This window comes from Pseudomonas sp. C27(2019), assembly GCF_008807395.1.
GTDB lineage: Bacteria > Pseudomonadota > Gammaproteobacteria > Pseudomonadales > Pseudomonadaceae > Denitrificimonas.
The window spans coordinates 1,446,749-1,464,182 of sequence record NZ_CP043320.1 but is presented as its reverse complement, the minus strand read 5'-3'; the positions used below and the strand labels follow the sequence as shown (position 1 = coordinate 1,464,182).

Below are 17,434 nucleotides of genomic sequence, written 5' to 3'. Positions count from 1 at the left end.
ACGGTAGGCTTATGCTTGAGTCAGCTGGGTGCGCTGAAAGCGATTGTTCTTTTTATCTGCAGCGAATCAACTCGCTCAGCAGCAAAACCACAAGAGAGTGAGTGTATGCAGCCATTGGCGCATCAATGCAAGCAAGCGGATAACGCTTGGCGAGTCCTTTTTTTATTGTTTTTAGCCAATCTATTTAACTTTTTTGACCGTGCTGTGCCCAGTATTGTCATGGAGCCGATTCGCCTTGAATGGGGTTTAACTGATTTTCAAATTGGTATGCTCGGTACTGCCTTTACCATGGTTTATGCGATTGCCGGCATACCGTTAGGGCGTATGGCTGATACGGGGTCGCGAAAAAAAATCATGGGCTGGGGCTTGTTGCTCTGGAGCAGCCTGACAGCGGTCAATGGTGCGGTACAAGGTTTTTGGGGCTTTTTATTGGCCCGCATGGGTGTCGGTATTGGTGAGGCCAGTTATGGGCCTGCGGCCAACTCGTTGATTGGTGATATGTTCCCTGCCAACCGCCGTGCACGGGCGATGGGCATTTTTATGTTGGGCTTGCCGCTGGGTTTATTGCTGGCATTTTTTACCACAGGGGCAATGGTCGAAGCGTTTGACAGCTGGCGCGCGCCATTTTTTATTGCTGCGCTGCCGGGCATTATTTTGGCACTGTTTATGTTCATGATTCGCGAGCCCAAGCGAGGTGATGCTGAGCTTGTGGTGATTCAAGTCACTGCTGTGCAGCAGCCGATACGCAAAATATTAGCCATCCCGACCATGTGGTGGTTGACCCTAGCAGGGCTGTGTTACAACTTTGCCACCTATGCCAATACCTCCTTTATGGTGCCGATGCTACAGCGCTATTTTGACTTGGAGTTGACCCAAGCAGCGATGTCGGTCGGCGTGATTGTCGGTGTCACCGGTCTATTTGCCTTACCACTGGGCGGCTGGATTGCTGACCGTTTGCATGTGCGCATTGCCAATGGCCGTTTACTCTTCGGTGGCGTCAGTTTGCTTTTGACCAGCCTGTGCACCGGTATTGCTTTAGTTGCAGGAGACATTGATGTCGTAATATTTGTCGGCTTATTTGCCCTAGGTTGGGTGTTTGCCTATAACTTTTACACCTGCGTGTATACTGCGGTACAAGATGTAGTGGAACCGCGTTTGCGTGCCACCGCGATGGCTCTGTTTTTTGCTGGTTTGTACTTGTTGGGCGGTGGTTTAGGCCCAGTGATCGTAGGCGGTTTATCCGATTATTTCGCCCAGCAAGCCATGCTTGCCGCGGGTGCTAGCCAAATCAGCGAAGCCTTTCGCGCCATAGGTTTGCATAGCGCGATGTATTTAGTGCCGGTAGCCATGGGCTTGACCGGGGTGTTTCTACTGATCGCCATCAGCACATTTAAAAATGATGCACAAAAAATGGCGCAATCAGCACAACAGTGAGGGTATAAGTAATGATGTTGCAAAAAATTGAAACGGCGTTGGCTGCTTTACAGCCGCAAGAGTTGCAGATTGCAGATGAAAGCCATATGCACAGCCGAGGTCCAGAAAGCCATTTTAAAGTGGTAGTGGTCAGTTCAGCGTTTGACGGTGTACGCAAAGTTCAACGTCATCAAAAAGTGTATGGCGTCTTGGGCGGTTTAATGCAGCAGTTTCATGGTTTAGCATTGCATGCCTACAGCCCAGAAGAGTGGCAAGCAGAGCAAAATGCGCCAGATTCACCGCCCTGCGCGGGTGGCAGTGTGCGCAACCAGTAATTTCTGAGCTTTAACAGCTAGAGTATGACTTAGTCGGTTAAGCGCTATTACAAAAACGGCCAACACCTATTAGGATGTTGGCCGTTTTGTTACATGGGAGACTATTTAGGCTTTAGCTAAAATATCTCGCAGCACGTACGGCAGGATACCGCCGTGACGGTAGTAGTCCACCTCAACCGGTGTATCAATGCGCGATAACATCGGCACCTGCTCTACACTGCCATCTTGGCGGGTGATTTCTAAGGTGTACTGCTGACGTGGCTGCATATCGCCATCCACGCCAAGGATGTTAAAGGTTTCCTCACCCGTAATATTCAGTGAACTGTAAGACGCGCCGTCAACAAACTGTAGCGGCAATACGCCCATACCAACCAAGTTAGAGCGGTGAATACGCTCATAAGATTGCGCAATCACAGCTTTGACACCCAATAGCAAGGTGCCTTTGGCTGCCCAGTCACGACTGGAGCCGGTACCGTACTCTTCGCCCGCGAAAATAATGGTCGAAGTGCCGCGCTGCATATATTCCATTGCTGCATCGTAAACCGGGACCTGTTTACCATCGAGCAGGGTGAAACCGCCCTCGATACGTGAGCCATCCTCAGTTGGCGGCAGCATTAGGTTTTTCACCCGCACGTTAGCAAAGGTACCGCGGATCATGACATCGTGATTACCGCGACGTGCGCCGTAGGTGTTGAAGTCTGATTGCTGCACATCATGGCTGACTAAATACTGCCCCGCTGGTGTATCGCTGCGGAATGAGCCGGCTGGTGAGATATGGTCAGTGGTGACCGAATCACCCAGCAGCATTAACGCGCGTGCATTGCTAATGGGCTTGACGGCTTTGGGCTGCATGCTGAAGTCAGTAAAGAACGGCGGCTTGGCAATGTAAGTGGATTTCGGCCAGTCGTAGACCAGACCTTTAGCGCTTTCAATGTCAGTCCAAAGCGCATTGTCTTTACTGAAGTCGCTGTATTTGTCACGAAACACTGCTGGATTCATTGCCTTACCAAGTAAGGCCTGGATAGCGCTATTGCTTGGCCAGAGGTCTTTCAGATATACAGGCTGTCCGTCTTTGCCTGTGCCGAGCGGGTCTTTATCTAGGTTGATATTAACTGTGCCAGCGAGAGCGAAGGCCACCACTAAGGGTGGTGAGGCTAAGAAGTTGGCGCGGATATTAGGGTGAATGCGCGCTTCAAAGTTGCGGTTACCTGATAAAACAGCTGCGGCAACAATGTCATTCTCAACAATGGCCTGGTTGTATTCTGGCGCAAGATCACCTGAATTACCGATGCAGGTGGTACAACCAAAGGCTGTGACGCCAAAGCCTAAGGCCTCTAGGCTGCTCATCAGGCCTGCTGCTTCAAGGTACTCAGGAACCACGCGTGAGCCTGGCGCCAGTGAGGTTTTGACCCGCGGGTGTACGCTAAGACCCAGCTCTACAGCTTTTTTAGCCAGCAAACCAGCCGCTAATAAAACGCTGGGGTTGGAGGTATTTGTGCACGAGGTAATCGCTGCAATCAAGACATCGCCGTGCCCCAAATCGATGGTGCCATCGGTTTGGCAGGCGTTGGTGGGTGTGTCTAAGCGGTTATCAATCATCTCCATTTCGTTCATTTTTAATGGACGCTTGGGTGTGGGCGAATCTTGATTGACCACAGGAATCAATGGGCAACTGGTGCTGTAGCGCTTGTCCAGCTCAGAGGCATCTTTATTAAAGCCGCCTTTGGCAATGCTTTGACTAAACAGTGAGGTGAAGCTGTCGTGCATATCGGGTAAAGCAATGCGGTCTTGTGGGCGTTTTGGCCCCGCTAAGGATGGACGCACACTATCTAGATCAAGCTCTACCACTTGGCTGTAGTCAATCTCGCCCGCTTTAGGAATACCGAACATGTCTTGTGCGCGGAAGTACGCTTCAAAGGCCTCAATATCGATCTCTTCGCGACCGGTGCCGCGCATATAGTCAAGCGTTGTCTCGTCCACGGGGAAAAAGCCCATCGTCGCACCGTACTCTGGTGCCATATTGGCGAGGGTAGCGCGGTCAGGCAGGCTGAGGTGCTGAGCGCCTTCACCATAGAATTCTACAAACTTGCCCACAACTTTTTCTTTGCGCAGCAGCTCGGTGACCGTTAATACAAGGTCAGTCGCTGTCATGCCTTCGCGCAGCTTACCGCTGAGGTGCACACCAACGACGTCTGGGGTCAGAATATACAGCGGTTGCCCCAGCATTGCGGCTTCCGCCTCAATACCGCCAACACCCCAACCGACCACGCCAAGCGCGTTAATCATTGTGGTGTGTGAGTCAGTACCGACCAGCGTGTCAGGGTAGGCTATGCCGTCTTTTTCTTGAATACCTGGGAATAGATATTCCAAGTTAACTTGGTGCACGATACCAAAGCCTGGGGGGACGACTTTAAAAGTATCAAAAGCTTGCATGCCCCATTTTAAAAACTGATAGCGCTCGCCATTACGCTTAAACTCCATATCCATGTTTTTTTCTAAGGCGTCTGGGCTGTCGTAAAAATCCACCATTACTGAGTGGTCAACGACGAGGTCAACAGGCACTAAGGGTTCAATGGCGCTGGCCGGTTTACCCATGTCTTCAGCGACATTGCGCATGGCGGCTAAATCACATAATAAAGGCACGCCGGTGAAGTCTTGTAAAACAACACGGGCTACCATAAACGGTATTTCTTCATTGCGTGCAGCGTTAGGCTGCCAGTTGGCGAGTTGTTTCACATGCTCAAAATTGATGCGGTTGTCATCAGCATTGCGAATGAGTGATTCTAAAATGATGCGTATTGAAATAGGCAGGCGTGATACTGAATCAAAACCTAAGTTTTTCAGAGCAGGTAAAGAACAGTATTTGAGTGTTTTGCCATTACTTAAAGTAAAAGCATGCTGCAGTTGTCTGGGTTCGAAAGTAGGCGTTTGCATAGCGTTATCCTCTTTTTAACTGTGACTCATAGGTCTACAGCATAGCCCTTTAACACAGCTAATGTACAAGGTGAGCGATAATCACTACTTAAGAGTTGTACTAAGATTTTGCAAACAAATATAAAAAAGCCGCCATTAATAGTTTTCTCTGTTGAGATTTTTATAGCGCTAAAGGGTCTTAGCTGCGCGGCTTTTCAGGGTTTTACGAATACTTAATTTACTTGCTGGTTTTAGGTTGGCGAAAAACGTCAAGTAGGACTTGATCGAGTATCGCTGAAGCACCCCAAGGTTGTGGGTGATTGATAATGGCTACCACCGCCCAAGTATCCCCCTTGACGTCACGGCTGAAGCCTGCGATAGCACGAACGTTTTTCAAAGTGCCTGTTTTAATATGCGCTTGGCCCACCAACTGGCTGTTGCGCAAACGGCGACGCATGGTGCCATCCATTGCCACAATGGGCAGTGATGAAATAAATTCAGCGGCATAAGGGCTTTTCCATGCCGCTTCCAGCATTTGTCCCAATTGCCGTGCAGTGATGCGCTCTTTACGCGATAGGCCAGAGCCGTTTTCAACCATAAGGCCATCACTGAAGATTTTCTTTTTAGCAAAAAAATCATTAATCACGCGCCGAGCAGCAGCGGCATCATCGCTGTCAGACGCGCTACGAAAGCGCGCACCAATGCTTAAAAACAACTGCTTGGCCATGGTGTTGTTGCTGTATTTGTTTATATCGCGAATCACTTCGGTCAGATCGGGTGAGTAGGCGCGCACCAGTAAGCGGGCATCTTTTGGTGTGGCGCCAAGCATATCATTGCCCAAAATCGTGCCACCCATTTCCTGCCAGATGCTACGCACGATACCAGCAGCGTAGCGTGGGTGATCAAGGAAGGCTAAGTAGTTTTGCGTGCTACAGCCAGGCGCAATATGACCGCTTACGGTCAGTGTTAGCATATGGCCATCATCTTTCGGGCTGTAGTGAATTTTTGGACTGTTGCAGTTTTTTGCATTTTGCAGGGTGACATTATTAATGATTTCAATACTGCCAATGGGCGGTTCCATCACCACTTGAGTGCCGCTTTCTTCGCCACGCACGACAAAGCGTTGTGCTTTAAAGTTAATCAGTAGTGAGTCAGGCTCAACTAAGAAGGGCTTGCTGCGATCGTTATTGTCATCATCAAAAACACTCACCGCTGGTGGGGCAAAGTGGTTGCGGTCGAGAATTAAATCGCCGGATACATGGCGTACACCATTGGCACGTAAATCACGCAGCAATAGCCATAGACGTTCCATATTAAGCTTTGGGTCGCCACCACCCTTGAGGTAAAGGTTGCCACTAAGCACGCCATCTTCGAGTGTGCCATCAGTGAAAAACTCAGTTTTCCACTGGTAGGCAGGCCCCAGTAGTTCTAGGGCTGCGTAAGTGGTAACCAACTTCATGGTCGAGGCTGGATTGATCAGCACGTCAGCATTCATGTAGGCGCTTTTACCAGCGCCTGTCAGAGGAATGGTAACAGCAGACAATGCTTCGCTATTGATTTTATTGGCTTTGAGCGCTTTATCGATATTGCTTGAAGGTAAGGTTTGCGCCAATACTGCTGGTGTGCTTATCAATGCCGTTAAGCACAGAGTTGATAATGCAGTGCGTCTAGTTGCACGTGAGAAAGAAAAGCCGTTGATTGGCTTATAGTGAGTAGCGAACAGGCGTAAAAATGACATCAACACAATAACAATACCTTTAAAATACGGCCGATGAATAAAAGAGCTAAAGGCTATTATGCGCTATTGGGCAAAATGAAAGCAGTGCTGGGCGTTAATTGTTTTTCAAACGCGTCTTTATGTCGCAAAGCTGCTAATATTCGCCCCACTATTATTGGAGGGTATATCATGGCTACAAATCGTTCGCGCCGTTTGCGTAAAAAATTATGTGTTGATGAGTTTCAAGAGCTGGGTTTTGAGCTGCAGTTGAGCTACCCAGAAGGTACTGCAGACACGACTGTTGAAGCTTTTTTTGCTGACTTGGTAGTGGATGCTATCGAAAGCAAAGGCATGGCGCTGATTGGTGGTGAAGAATTTGCTGTTGTTTGCTCAGGCAAGCGTGGCTCAGTCACAGAAGCGCAACGCGCTGAAGTGGAAGCGTGGTTGAAAGATCGCAAAGAGTTGAGTTCCTTTGAAGTCAGTCCTTTGTTGGATGTATGGTATCCAGACAATCCGGTTAACCCTGCTTAACGAATTGTTGTAATAAAAAAGGGGAAGCAATGAATTGCTTCCCCTTTTTTATAGCTAAGAAACGCTTTTAGCTATTGATGCTATCAACAAGCGCTTTAGCTGGAACCAACTTAATAACTTTTTTAGCTGCGATTTGGATCGCAGCACCGGTTTGTGGGTTACGGCCAGTACGGGCAGGGCGCTCAGTAACTTTGAGCTTACCAATGCCTGGTAAGGTGATCTCGCCATCGTTATCGAGTGCATCATTGACAACTTGACTTAGCTGATCAAGTACGTCACGAATATGTGTTTTAGTCGAGTCAGTTGATTCTGCGATTTCATTGATCAGTTGATCTTTGCTAAGGGCCATAGGTAACGCTCCGTGGTGAGTAAAGTCAGCAAAGTAGCATGAATTTTTGTAGATGCGTAGAGAACCGGCTAACAAAAGTATTTAAAAATGGCCTATAAACTCTAAAATGCTGATCAGTACGCTATTTTAGAACACTTGCTAAGCCAATAGTCTAATGCCTGCATGTAAGAGCTTTAAAAGAAAGTGGGCTTTGAAGAGTCTTTTAAACACGTCCGTTTTTAATTCGTGTCTTGAATATCATGGGTTATTAATGCAAGGAGTGCATTTTGCTGGCGCTGCGTTAGTAGCCTAAAATGCTGCAACAGCTCACGCTCATGATGGCTGAGTTCTGGGCTGTCGAGTCGCACGTTAACACTGTTGACTTCAGTAAGAAGACTCTCTTGCGCTAAGCTGCTTTCAAGGCGAGCAATAATTTCTGAGTTCATGCTGCGGTGCTGAGAGCGTGCCACTTCGGCAATGCGATCACGCATACCTTCGGGAAGGCGTACTACAAATTTATCGGCGGTTCTGCTTGAATAAGCTAGGTTTTTCTTAAGGTTCATAATTTGATCACTGATACTAAAAAGTTTTATAAACCGTAGGCTAATGCGGTTGAAGAAGCATTGTAGCGAATATGCACTGCTTTTACTTACACTGTATTGATATTCTGTTTTTTCGATAATCTAGCACTGCCGTTACGACAGCTTACTAGGCTGCTCTAGCTGAGATCGCGCCAGTATTCTTGGCATAGTCAAACAAAGCAGGCAATGCTAGATTTGTGAGAACGTTAACAGTCTTGAGTATCGCTACAGCTACTGCTTAATATTTGGCGCCGCAACAGTCGAAAAAGGGTACTGTGGGCCAGTAAATTGAGTATAGTGGCCGTGAGTTGAGACGACGCAACGCGTTGACATAGATCCCTTTATTTATTATTGGGTTTTAGTGGTGTTTTTCTTAGCATTATGAGTTTAGGTAAATTATGAATCATAAAATGTATCGGTGGGCGATAATCGCAACCTGTCTAGCTGTCACTGCATGCTCTTCGAACAAAGATGCGTCGCAACCTGTTGAGTATTTATCAAATGCAGAGAATGTGCAGCCGGTTGCTTATCTTGAGCAAAACACTGTGCCTGCTGATTGGTTGACTGACAAAGAAGCGTTGTTACGCGAGTCGATTAAGGATTCTCCATTTACACTGCACCAGCAAGGTAATGCTTGGGTGGTGACTGCGTCGGCACAGCAAGCATTTAATGCTGATCGCCCCAACTTGTTATTGCCTGCTGTTCTTAGACCCATTACTCGTGTTGCTAAAATGCTAGAAGCCAACCCAGACTCCGCTGTTTTGATTTTGGGTCATACTGATATCGCTAACGATGCCCAAGCCAATCACAAGCTGAGTACTGATCGCGCACGCGCAGTGGCCTCTATTTTCAGTTTGACTGGCTTAACCAGTGGGCGTATGACACACCTTGGTTTGGGAGGTTCGCATTTGCTGGATAAGCAAAAAAGCACCAATAAAAACCACCGTGTAGAAATTATCATTACGCCGCAAGCACAGATTCAAGATGTGCTGGCTGTTTATCATCCTGCTTATGTTCGTCAACTTGCTTTAAGTCAGGCACGTTAGTACAGGCATCTTGCATACTTGGTTTTTAAATTTTAGGTCACACTGATGAGTACTGAGCAACTGGCCAACATGCGCCGCAATTATACCCGTGATGGATTATTAGAAGAGCACGCGCCGCTTAATCCTTTTGTGTTGTTTCAACGCTGGCTTGCCGATGCAATTGCAACAGAACAGCCGCCGGTTGAGCCTAATGCCATGATGTTGGCCACAGTCGATGCTGCTGGGCAGCCACACTGTCGCGTTATGCTGCTCAAAGGTTTGGATGAGCGGGGTTTTGTCTTTTATAGTAATTACAGCAGTGCAAAAGCTCAGCAAATAAATGATCAACCTGCTGCTGCGTTGACATTTTTCTGGCCAGCCCTAGAACGTCAAGTGCGTATTGAGGGTAGCATTGAGCAAGTAACAGCCGAAGAGTCTGATGCGTATTATAATGTGCGCCCCTTAGGCAGTCGGCTCGGTGCTTGGGCCTCTGCACAAAGTCAGCCTTTGGCTTGTCGTGAAGATCTTGAAACGGCTCTTGCGCTGCTCGAGGAGCGCTTTTCGGATGAACAGCCGCCACCACGCCCTGATCATTGGGGTGGTTATCGAGTGTTACCAAAGCGCATAGAGTTTTGGCAAGGTCGTACCTGCCGCTTACATGATCGCTTAAACTACCAAGTAGAAGGCGATGGACTTTGGAAGCGAGAGCGACTCGCCCCCTAAAGGCTGTATTAACAAACAAGAGTGCGAGTGATCACTTGCACTCAATTTGTAGCGTTGTATTGGTCAGCGGCCTTTTGCAACCAGTTTTGCAGCTCTGCTTTCTTGACTTTAAGCGCCATTGCTTCAGCTAATTTATCGAGCATATAGGCTTTTTTATCTAGGTCATTGCCGGCCATTGATAAGGCAAGGTCTCGGTTAATCCAGCGCTTAATCCGTGCATAAATCCACCAGTGAAAATACAAGCCTGTCAGTACGGCTATAGCGACAATAAAATAGTCCATTGATTTCTCGAGGTTGCTGCTAACATTTAAAGTACTGTATTGTCTTAACTGTGAGCATATTTATATTTAAGGAGAACTCCGTATGCGCAAGTCTATTGTTTTAGCAGCAACTTTTACAGCATTTACGATGCTTTTAAGCGGCTGTGCTTCAAGCCTTACCGGTGATACCTACTCACGGGCTGATGCGCGCAAAGTGCAGACGATACGCATGGGGACCATTGAGTCACTGCGCCCAGTACGCATTGAAGGTACTAAAACGCCCATCGGTGCTGGTGCAGGTGCTGCTGTCGGTGGTATAGCAGGCAGCGGTGTTGGTGGTGGCAGTGGTCGAGCAGTCGCTGCAGTGATTGGTGCAGTGGCTGGTGGTTTGGCTGGTGCAGCTATTGAAGAAGGTATTACGCGCACACAGGGTGTTGAGATCACTGTACGTGAGGATGATGGCGTGTTGCGTGCCTATGTGCAGGCGGTTGAGCCCAACCAAGTATTCCGAGTGGGTCAGCGCGTACGCATTACTAATGTTAATGGTCAGAGTCGTGTTGCGCCCTAAATAAGTGCGCATTGATGAGTGCTGTAGATACCCTGAGTGTTGATTTATCCACTCAGGGTTTTTTAATATTTAAGGTAGCGCTTGCTAAGCAAATTCTAGTGCTCAATTTAGTTGCATAATAATAAGAGAGGCAACCTTGTGCATATGTTAGGTAAATCTCAATTTTATAGCATGCTGGGTATCTCCATTTTGTCCGGCCAAACAAAATGGAGGCTGTTGTGATTTTATTAATATTGGTTTTCGCTCCATTTCTTGCCGCTGTTTTACCTTTTCTTGCTGCGCGAGGAGGTCGCACGTGGATTGCTTTAGCAACCGCACTTGCACCGATGCTTGCATTAGTCTTGCTGTTGAGCCAAACCTCGCAGGTCTTGACCGGTGAAGTCGTCAGTATTAAATACGCTTGGATTTCGCAGCTGGGGCTTAACTTAAGTTTTCGTTTAGACGGTTTAAGCTATTTATTTTCTTTATTAATTTTGGGGATTGGCCTGCTGGTCATTCTCTATGCACGCTATTACCTGTCTGAACAGGAGCGTGTTGCTCGATTTTTTACCAGTCTATTGTTGTTTATGGGCTCAATGCTGGGTTTAGTATTGGCTGGTAACTTATTGTTGATGCTAATGTTTTGGGAGCTGACCAGTCTTTCTTCATTCTTGTTGATTGGTTTTTGGAGTCGGCAAGTTGCTGCGCGACAAGGTGCACGTATGGCGCTGGCTATCACCGGTGGCGGCGGTTTAGCACTGCTGGCTGGTATTTTAGTGATTGGCAATGTGGTCGGCAGCTACGAGCTGGTTGATGTATTGGCTGCTGGTGATCTGTTGCGTGCTCATAGCTTATATCCAGTGGCGTTGGTCTTGGTGCTGATCGGTGTATTTACCAAGTCTGCGCAATTCCCGTTTCATTTTTGGTTGCCGCATGCGATGTCTGCGCCAACACCTGTTTCTGCCTACTTGCACTCGGCCACGATGGTAAAAGCGGGTGTGTTTTTGCTGGCACGCTTATATCCATTACTGTCGGGCACTGATTGGTGGTTCTACTTAGTCACGTTTACCGGTTTAACCACCTTACTGGTTGGTGCGGTGACCGCGCTGTTTCAGCATGACCTCAAAGGATTGTTGGCGTACTCAACCATCAGTCATCTTGGTTTAATTACTTTGCTGTTTGGTTTGGATTCAGATTTAGCCCCGGTTGCCGCGATTTTCCATATTATTAACCATGCAACCTTTAAAGCATCCTTATTTATGGCCGCCGGCATTATTGATCATGAGGCTGGTAGCCGCGACATGCGGCGGCTTAACGGTTTATGGAAATACATGCCGCATACGGCAATTTTGGCGATGGTGGCCTCATCAGCGATGGCAGGGGTGCCTTTGCTCAATGGCTTCTTAAGTAAGGAGATGTTTTTCTCGGAAACCTTGCACCAGGATCTGCTTGGTAGCTTCAACTGGCTTTTGCCAGCTATGGCCACAATTGCAGCAGCTTTCTCGGTTGCGTATTCGCTGCGCTTTATTCATGACGTGTTCTTTAATGGGACGCCGATTAACCTACCGAAATTTCCACCACATGAGCCGCCACGCTATATGAAAATCCCAGTGGAAGTGTTGGTTTTTTGTTGCTTGCTAGTGGGTGTGTTGCCTGCTTGGTCGATTGGCTCCTTGCTGGCTGTCGCTGCTGAGTCTAGCCTTGGGCATGCATTGCCGCAGTATGATTTGGCAATTTGGCACGGTTTTAACTTGCCGTTGCTGATGAGTTTTATCGCCTTGGTGGGCGGAGTTGTTATTTATTCACAGCGCGCGCATTTGTTTCGTTGGTACGATGGCTTACCCAGCATCAATGCACGGGCTATGTTTGAAAGCAGTGTACGGTTCATGTACGGCTTGATCTCACGCATGTTAGCGCGCATCGAGAATGGCTCACTGCAGCGTTATATTAGCCTTTTGCTATTTGCTGTGATTGCAGTATTGACGATTTGGCTGGCACCGTTATCGCAGGTAACGGGAGAGATGACTTTAACCCCAGTTGATCCTTTAACAGCGCTGGGCTTGGCAGTGATGTCATGCGCAGCACTGCTCACTATGGGCTTTCACCGCCACCGTTTCACTGCCTTACTGATGCTCAGTGTGGTGGGACTGGTGGTTGCTATGGTGTTTTCTCGCTTCTCAGCGCCTGACCTTGCGCTCACACAGCTTGTGGTTGAGGTGGTCACGATCTTGTTAATGCTGTTGGTAGTCTACTTCTTACCGGCAAAGGCCCCGTCTGAGTCGAGCAGCTTATTACATTTGCGAGATATTATTATTGCTGCCAGCTGTGCAGTTTTGATGGCTGTTTTGACCTTTGCTGTGCTAACCCGCCCATATCAAAGTATTGCAGACTTCTTCTTGGCCAATAGCCTGACTGGCGGCGGTGGAACCAATGTGGTTAACGTTATTTTGGTCGACTTCCGTGGCTTTGATACATTAGGAGAAATCAGTGTCTTGGCCATTACCGCGATAGCAACAGTGGCGCTATTGAAGGGCTTATATTTGCCGCGTGCGCGTGTTGATAACCAAGGCCGGGGCTGGTCAACTGAAGTGTATCCGATGATGCTGGGTGTATTGGCGCGCTTGATTTTACCCTTAGCATTATTAGTGTCTGTCTTTATGTTCTTGCGTGGACATAACGAGCCGGGCGGTGGCTTTATCGCTGGGCTGATCACTGCGGTGGCGTTAATTTTACTGCAGGTTGCTTATGGTCAGCGCTGGGTACAAACCCGAATGGGTGTGCGCTTTCCCAATATTGCAGCAGCGGGCGTGTTGATTGCTACCGCTACCGGTCTAGCAAGTATGCTATTGGGTTACCCGTTTTTAACTTCAACGTTCACCCATATCACGATACCTTTTATTGGTGAGATTGAGCTGGCATCGGCTATTATTTTTGATCTTGGTGTGTATCTGACAGTCGTAGGCGGCACGTTGCTGATTTTAAGTGGCTTGGGGCGTATTGGTCATGATGTGAAATTACCGGAGGACGTGTAATGGAGCTGTTAGTAGCACTGGCCATTGGCGTACTGACATTTAGTGGCATCTACTTAATCTTGCGTGCGCGCACCTTTAGCGTGGCGTTGGGTTTGACCTTGTTTTCTTATGCAGTCAATTTGTTTTTATTTGTCATGGGGCGCTTGCATACCGGCAAGCCCGCCGTGCTCAGCGATGCCATCAGCTATGCTGATCCGCTACCGCAAGCGCTGGTGTTGACCGCTATCGTAATTGGCTTTGCCATGACTGCTTTTGTATTGATACTGGCGCTGCGTACCTATACTGAGACAGGCAGTGATCATGTTGATGGGGCTGAAAAAACCAAGCCGAGCAGCGATGCTAAAAAAGTGTTAGCCAAGTCCAAAAAGAAGAAAAAACCCAAGGGAGTGACGCAATGAATCATTGGCTAGTTGTGCCAGTTTTACTGCCCTTGCTATGTGGTGCTTTGCTGATGACATCATCGCGCAGCCCTGTGCAATTGGTGCGCTTTATAAGTGCTGGCAGTGTATTTCTATTATTGTTATGCGCCATCTATTTATTGATGTTGGCCAGTGCTGGCGAGATTCAAGTTTACACACTGGGTGATTGGTCGGCGCCTTTTGGTATTGCTCTGCTGTTGGATCGTCTTAGCGCATTAATGCTGCTGGTAACTGCACTGTTGGCGATGTTTGTCACTCTGTATGCAATACGTGGTGATGATCAGCGTGGCAGTTACTTTCATGCATTATTACAGTTCCAGCTGGCCGGCATTAATGGTGCATTTTTAACCGGTGACTTATTCAACCTATTTGTGTTTTTTGAAATCCTTTTGATTGCCTCCTATGCTTTACTGCTGCACGGACTGGGCCCTGCGCGTATTCGCGCAGCCTTACATTATGTCGTACTTAATCTGATTGGCTCAGCTCTGTTTTTGATTGCTGCAGGCCTTTTTTATGGCATTGCTGGCACGTTAAATATGGCGGATTTGGCGCGTGTTGTGGCTCAAGCACAGGGAGATCAGTTGTTTTTGCTGGAAGCAGCAGGCGCGTTATTGATATTGGTATTTGGCTTAAAAGCTGCCTTTTTGCCCTTGCATTTTTGGTTGCCGCGCGCTTATGCCAGTGCCACGGCACCAGTAGCAGCATTGTTTGCGATTATGACCAAAGTGGGGCTGTATGCAATTTTACGCTTTAGCACCTTGGTGTTTGGCGAGCAGGCAGGAGCTGCCAGTGGTCTGGGCAGCAGTGTGTTGTGGATTCTAGCCTTGTTGACCATGGCTTTGGCGGCGTTAGGGGCCTTTGCTGCCAGCAGCTTGACCAGTTTACTGGCGTATTTGGTCCTGGTGTCTGTAGGAACACTACTTGCCGGGATTGCTGTGGGTACTGAAGCAGCTGTTAGCGCTGCTTTATACTACTTAGTCCAGAGCACTTGGGTGATTGCGGGTTTATTTCTCTTGGCTGATCTGATTGCCAAACAGCGGGGTGAGCTGGCAAGCAGCTTTAAGGTGGGGCCGCGTTTATTTAATCCGTATCTTTTAGGCGGATGCTTTTTTGCTGCTGCGATTGCCGTGGCTGGTTTACCGCCTTTTGCTGGTTTTTTCGGTAAGGTGTTGTTGTTGCAAGCCGTTGCTGGTAGTGCTGCTTGGCAGCTGTGGAGTGTGGTATTAGTCGCTGGTTTAATTGGCGTAATTGGTTTGAGTCGCGCTGGCACTTTGTTGTTTTGGCGCCATAAGAGTGCTCAAACAAGCGCCGCGCCGCTGGATAAAATAGCATTTGCGGTAACTGTCTTGTTGTTACTCAGTAGTCCGCTGTTGGTGGTCTTTGCACAGCCGGTGATTTCCTATACTGAAGCAGCCGCTGCGCAACTTATGGATGTGCCGAGTTATCTGCAAGCAATGCAGTTAGAGGAGGCTCTATGAGTCGCACTAAGTGGTTGAGTCATCCTTTAGGCAGTCTAGGTTTGTTGCTGGTCTGGATGCTTTTGATCGATGATTTTAGTTCTGTGGGGCATTGGCTGCTGGGCAGCACTTTGGCGCTGATTATTCCACGTTTAACTCAAAGTTGGTGGCCACGTTTGCCACGAATCCGCAGCTGGAAAAATTTGTTTGTTTTTTTTCAACATATGCTACTTGATATCACTATAGCGAACTTCCAAGTGGCGCGTTTAGCCGTTGGCTCTATGCGTCATCTGCGTCCACTCTGTGTTGAAGTGCCTTGTGAATTAGACAGTGAAATTGCGATTTTCTTATTAGCGAGCGCTATTTCTTTGGCGCCTGGTACGGTGACTACAAGTATAAGTCGTGAACGCTCAAGTTTGACTGTGCATGCTTTACATTGTGTAGATGAGCAGAGCTTAATTGCGGAGATCAAACAACGTTACGAACAACCTTTAAAGGAGGCGTTTGTATGCTCATCACAGTGATTTACTTGAGCATGCTGATGTTCGGCATCAGCTTGTTGCTTAATTTTTCAAGACTGTTGCGTGGACCCTCGGCTGTAGATCGGATTTTAGCGTTGGATACGCTGTATATTAACGGCCTAGCACTGCTGGTTGTGTTTGGTATTTTGTTAAGCAGTCGCTTGTTTTTTGAGGCGGCACTACTGATAGCTTTATTTGGTTTTTTCAGTACTGTGGTGCTGTGTAAGTATTTGCTGCGCGGCGATGTTATTGAATAATCAAGGGGTGACTGATGTCTGTTTGGGTTGAGTATACAGTTGCGTTTTTCTTATTAGTTGGTAGTGCCTTTGCACTGGCTGGCTCTATCGGTTTGCATCGTTTCCCAGATTTTTTTATGCGATTGCACGGACCTGCTAAAGCAACAACCCTTGGTGTGGGTTGCGTACTTGTTGCATCAATGTTGTATTTCAGCAGCATAAATGAAGGCTTGCATGTGCACGAGCTACTGATTACTTTGTTTTTAATGTTGAGTGCGCCCGTTTCAGCCTATATGCTGGCAAAGGCTGCAGTTCAGCAGCACGTAAAAACTCTTAATCGCAAAGATTAAAGGTTCATGATTAGGGCGCAGCATTGCGCCTGCAAATTTAGCAGATATCAATCTGCCCATTGGTCAATAGAGCAACAGCACTGACTTGAGTGAATCTCAGTCGGTGCCCGCGTTGCCGCTTTTGTTATTCTGTTTTAGGGGCACACGTATGCAGTTGTCAGGTCGTGGTGTGGCGTTGTCTGTTATCGCCTCATGTTTGTTTGCAGTTATTCCCGGTTATGCCTTGTATTTGGGGCCGCTAGACGGCGTACAAGTGTTTGCCCAGCGTGTTTTATGGTCGCTGCCGGCGGTATTTGTCATGCTACTTATCGCAGGGCGAGCATCAGCACTTAAAGATGCTGTTCTGCGTTTGCTGAAAGAACCGATACTGATTTTGGCGCTGTTTGTGACAGCTGGGCTACTTGGCGTGCAGTGGTTGGTGTTTGTCTGGGCACCAATTAATGAGCAGATGCTGGACTTAACTTTAGGCTTCTTTTTGCTGCCCTTATCGCTCGTGTTGGTTGGTCGTGTTTTTTACCATGAATACTTGCGTAATTTGCAGCGTATAGCAGTGGTTTTTGCTGCCATTGGTGTTATGCATGAGCTTTGGGTGGTGGGCGGTCTGTCTTGGGTTACTATAATCTGTGCTGTGGGGTTTCCACCCTATTTTATGCTGCGACGTTGGATGGGTTTTGATGCATTTAGTGGCTTGTTTTTAGAAATGGTGCTGCTAGCGCCCGTTGCCATTTATATATTCGTTAACTTTGCCCCTGCTGGTGTGTTTTCTACTGCGCCACAGTTGTGGTATTGGCTGCCGGGCTTAGGTTTGCTCAGTGCTATTGCCTTCGGCACTATGTTGAAAGCCAGTCAGTTGCTACCCTTGGGCTTGCTGGGTATTTTGAGCTATGTTGAACCTGTGCTGTTGCTATTATTTAGTGTGTTTTGGGTTGGCGAAAGTATCGAGTCGGGTGAGTTGTTGACTTATGTGCCCATTTGGATTGCTGTTGTTTTAGTGATCTATGACAGCGTGCGTATATTGATCAAGCAATCTCGGCGTCTAAACTGAA

At 47.8% G+C, this 17,434-nt stretch carries 18 protein-coding genes; 13 read left to right on the top strand and 5 right to left on the bottom strand.

The window, feature by feature from the left end; translation table 11 throughout:
- Positions 1-105: 105 nt before the first annotated feature.
- Together FXF61_RS06690 and FXF61_RS06685 are read left to right on the top strand one after the other, a co-directional pair.
- A complete protein-coding gene (locus FXF61_RS06690) occupies positions 106-1,434 on the top strand; it encodes an MFS transporter (protein ID WP_151184540.1) in 1,329 nt (442 codons plus the stop codon).
- Positions 1,435-1,445: 11 nt separating this feature from the next.
- Positions 1,446-1,748, top strand: coding sequence for a BolA family transcriptional regulator (locus FXF61_RS06685; protein WP_151184539.1), 303 nt, complete (start codon positions 1,446-1,448; stop codon positions 1,746-1,748).
- A 105-nt stretch (positions 1,749-1,853) separates the two neighbouring features.
- On the opposite strand, the gene FXF61_RS06680 is transcribed toward FXF61_RS06685, so the two are convergent.
- Positions 1,854-4,682, bottom strand: coding sequence for an aconitate hydratase (locus tag FXF61_RS06680; protein ID WP_151184538.1), 2,829 nt, complete (start codon positions 4,680-4,682; stop codon positions 1,854-1,856).
- Between the two features lie 217 nt (positions 4,683-4,899).
- On the bottom strand, positions 4,900-6,399 hold the full coding sequence (dacB, locus tag FXF61_RS06675; RefSeq protein ID WP_151186027.1) for a D-alanyl-D-alanine carboxypeptidase/D-alanyl-D-alanine-endopeptidase: 1,500 nt from the start codon (positions 6,397-6,399) through the stop codon (positions 4,900-4,902).
- Between the two features lie 168 nt (positions 6,400-6,567).
- Between dacB and FXF61_RS06670 the strand changes: the two genes are divergently transcribed.
- The gene (locus tag FXF61_RS06670) at positions 6,568-6,909 is read left to right on the top strand and encodes a YggL family protein (RefSeq protein ID WP_151184537.1); all 342 of its coding nucleotides are present in this window, start codon (positions 6,568-6,570) and stop codon (positions 6,907-6,909) included.
- A gap of 67 nt (positions 6,910-6,976) precedes the next feature.
- Here the strand turns inward: FXF61_RS06670 and FXF61_RS06665 are convergent, their stop codons facing one another.
- Together FXF61_RS06665 and FXF61_RS06660 are read right to left on the bottom strand one after the other, a co-directional pair.
- Entirely contained in the window at positions 6,977-7,258 is a 282-nt protein-coding gene (locus FXF61_RS06665) for an HU family DNA-binding protein (protein ID WP_151184536.1), read from the bottom strand.
- A 218-nt stretch (positions 7,259-7,476) separates the two neighbouring features.
- Entirely contained in the window at positions 7,477-7,800 is a 324-nt protein-coding gene (locus FXF61_RS06660) for an Arc family DNA-binding protein (RefSeq protein WP_151184535.1), read from the bottom strand.
- Positions 7,801-8,216: 416 nt separating this feature from the next.
- Between FXF61_RS06660 and FXF61_RS06655 the strand changes: the two genes are divergently transcribed.
- Positions 8,217-8,864 (top strand): OmpA family protein, encoded by a 648-nt coding sequence (locus FXF61_RS06655; RefSeq protein WP_151184534.1) that lies wholly within the window; start codon positions 8,217-8,219, stop codon positions 8,862-8,864.
- Positions 8,865-8,909: 45 nt separating this feature from the next.
- Positions 8,910-9,566: a pyridoxamine 5'-phosphate oxidase gene (pdxH, locus tag FXF61_RS06650; RefSeq protein ID WP_151184533.1), complete on the top strand. Its 657-nt coding sequence runs from the start codon at positions 8,910-8,912 to the stop codon at positions 9,564-9,566.
- A 41-nt stretch (positions 9,567-9,607) separates the two neighbouring features.
- On the opposite strand, the gene FXF61_RS06645 is transcribed toward pdxH, so the two are convergent.
- Positions 9,608-9,847, bottom strand: a complete 240-nt coding sequence (locus FXF61_RS06645; protein WP_151184532.1) for a hypothetical protein — start codon at positions 9,845-9,847, stop codon at positions 9,608-9,610.
- 82 nt (positions 9,848-9,929) lie between these two features.
- On the opposite strand from FXF61_RS06645, the gene FXF61_RS06640 reads away from it, so the two are divergent.
- The 8 genes from FXF61_RS06640 to rarD all read left to right on the top strand — a co-directional run bounded on the left by FXF61_RS06640 (position 9,930) and on the right by rarD (position 17,433).
- Positions 9,930-10,394, top strand: a complete 465-nt coding sequence (locus FXF61_RS06640; RefSeq protein ID WP_151184531.1) for a glycine zipper 2TM domain-containing protein — start codon at positions 9,930-9,932, stop codon at positions 10,392-10,394.
- A 218-nt stretch (positions 10,395-10,612) separates the two neighbouring features.
- A complete protein-coding gene (locus FXF61_RS06635) occupies positions 10,613-13,405 on the top strand; it encodes a monovalent cation/H+ antiporter subunit A (RefSeq protein ID WP_151184530.1) in 2,793 nt (930 codons plus the stop codon).
- The gene (locus FXF61_RS06630) at positions 13,405-13,803 is read left to right on the top strand and encodes a Na+/H+ antiporter subunit C (RefSeq protein ID WP_151184529.1); all 399 of its coding nucleotides are present in this window, start codon (positions 13,405-13,407) and stop codon (positions 13,801-13,803) included. The genes FXF61_RS06635 and FXF61_RS06630 overlap by 1 nt, the downstream gene beginning before the upstream one ends.
- A complete protein-coding gene (locus FXF61_RS06625) occupies positions 13,800-15,302 on the top strand; it encodes a monovalent cation/H+ antiporter subunit D (RefSeq protein WP_151184528.1) in 1,503 nt (500 codons plus the stop codon). Before FXF61_RS06630 ends, FXF61_RS06625 begins: the two co-directional genes overlap by 4 nt.
- Positions 15,299-15,805, top strand: a complete 507-nt coding sequence (locus FXF61_RS06620; RefSeq protein ID WP_151184527.1) for a Na+/H+ antiporter subunit E — start codon at positions 15,299-15,301, stop codon at positions 15,803-15,805. Before FXF61_RS06625 ends, FXF61_RS06620 begins: the two co-directional genes overlap by 4 nt.
- Positions 15,790-16,059 carry a K+/H+ antiporter subunit F gene (locus FXF61_RS06615; RefSeq protein ID WP_151184526.1) on the top strand — a complete coding sequence of 90 codons (270 nt, stop codon included), beginning with the start codon at positions 15,790-15,792 and terminating at the stop codon, positions 16,057-16,059. Before FXF61_RS06620 ends, FXF61_RS06615 begins: the two co-directional genes overlap by 16 nt.
- Before the next feature lie 14 nt (positions 16,060-16,073).
- A complete protein-coding gene (locus FXF61_RS06610; protein ID WP_151184525.1) occupies positions 16,074-16,388 on the top strand; it encodes a Na+/H+ antiporter subunit G in 315 nt (104 codons plus the stop codon).
- Between the two features lie 148 nt (positions 16,389-16,536).
- A complete protein-coding gene (gene rarD, locus FXF61_RS06605; RefSeq protein ID WP_151184524.1) occupies positions 16,537-17,433 on the top strand; it encodes an EamA family transporter RarD in 897 nt (298 codons plus the stop codon).
- Position 17,434 lies beyond the last annotated feature (1 nt).

Coding starts and splice junctions, on each gene's coding strand:
- FXF61_RS06660 (WP_151184535.1), bottom strand. CDS start 7,800: ATGAACCTTAAGAAAAACCTAGCTTATTCAAGCAGAACCGCCGATAAA.
- FXF61_RS06655 (WP_151184534.1), top strand. CDS start 8,217: ATGAATCATAAAATGTATCGGTGGGCGATAATCGCAACCTGTCTAGCT.
- FXF61_RS06680 (WP_151184538.1), bottom strand. CDS start 4,682: ATGCAAACGCCTACTTTCGAACCCAGACAACTGCAGCATGCTTTTACT.
- FXF61_RS06685 (WP_151184539.1), top strand. CDS start 1,446: ATGATGTTGCAAAAAATTGAAACGGCGTTGGCTGCTTTACAGCCGCAA.
- FXF61_RS06625 (WP_151184528.1), top strand. CDS start 13,800: ATGAATCATTGGCTAGTTGTGCCAGTTTTACTGCCCTTGCTATGTGGT.
- FXF61_RS06645 (WP_151184532.1), bottom strand. CDS start 9,847: ATGGACTATTTTATTGTCGCTATAGCCGTACTGACAGGCTTGTATTTT.
- FXF61_RS06615 (WP_151184526.1), top strand. CDS start 15,790: ATGCTCATCACAGTGATTTACTTGAGCATGCTGATGTTCGGCATCAGC.
- FXF61_RS06670 (WP_151184537.1), top strand. CDS start 6,568: ATGGCTACAAATCGTTCGCGCCGTTTGCGTAAAAAATTATGTGTTGAT.
- FXF61_RS06640 (WP_151184531.1), top strand. CDS start 9,930: ATGCGCAAGTCTATTGTTTTAGCAGCAACTTTTACAGCATTTACGATG.
- FXF61_RS06610 (WP_151184525.1), top strand. CDS start 16,074: ATGTCTGTTTGGGTTGAGTATACAGTTGCGTTTTTCTTATTAGTTGGT.
- FXF61_RS06630 (WP_151184529.1), top strand. CDS start 13,405: ATGGAGCTGTTAGTAGCACTGGCCATTGGCGTACTGACATTTAGTGGC.
- rarD (WP_151184524.1), top strand. CDS start 16,537: ATGCAGTTGTCAGGTCGTGGTGTGGCGTTGTCTGTTATCGCCTCATGT.
- pdxH (WP_151184533.1), top strand. CDS start 8,910: ATGAGTACTGAGCAACTGGCCAACATGCGCCGCAATTATACCCGTGAT.
- FXF61_RS06665 (WP_151184536.1), bottom strand. CDS start 7,258: ATGGCCCTTAGCAAAGATCAACTGATCAATGAAATCGCAGAATCAACT.
- FXF61_RS06620 (WP_151184527.1), top strand. CDS start 15,299: ATGAGTCGCACTAAGTGGTTGAGTCATCCTTTAGGCAGTCTAGGTTTG.
- dacB (WP_151186027.1), bottom strand. CDS start 6,399: ATGTCATTTTTACGCCTGTTCGCTACTCACTATAAGCCAATCAACGGC.
- FXF61_RS06690 (WP_151184540.1), top strand. CDS start 106: ATGCAGCCATTGGCGCATCAATGCAAGCAAGCGGATAACGCTTGGCGA.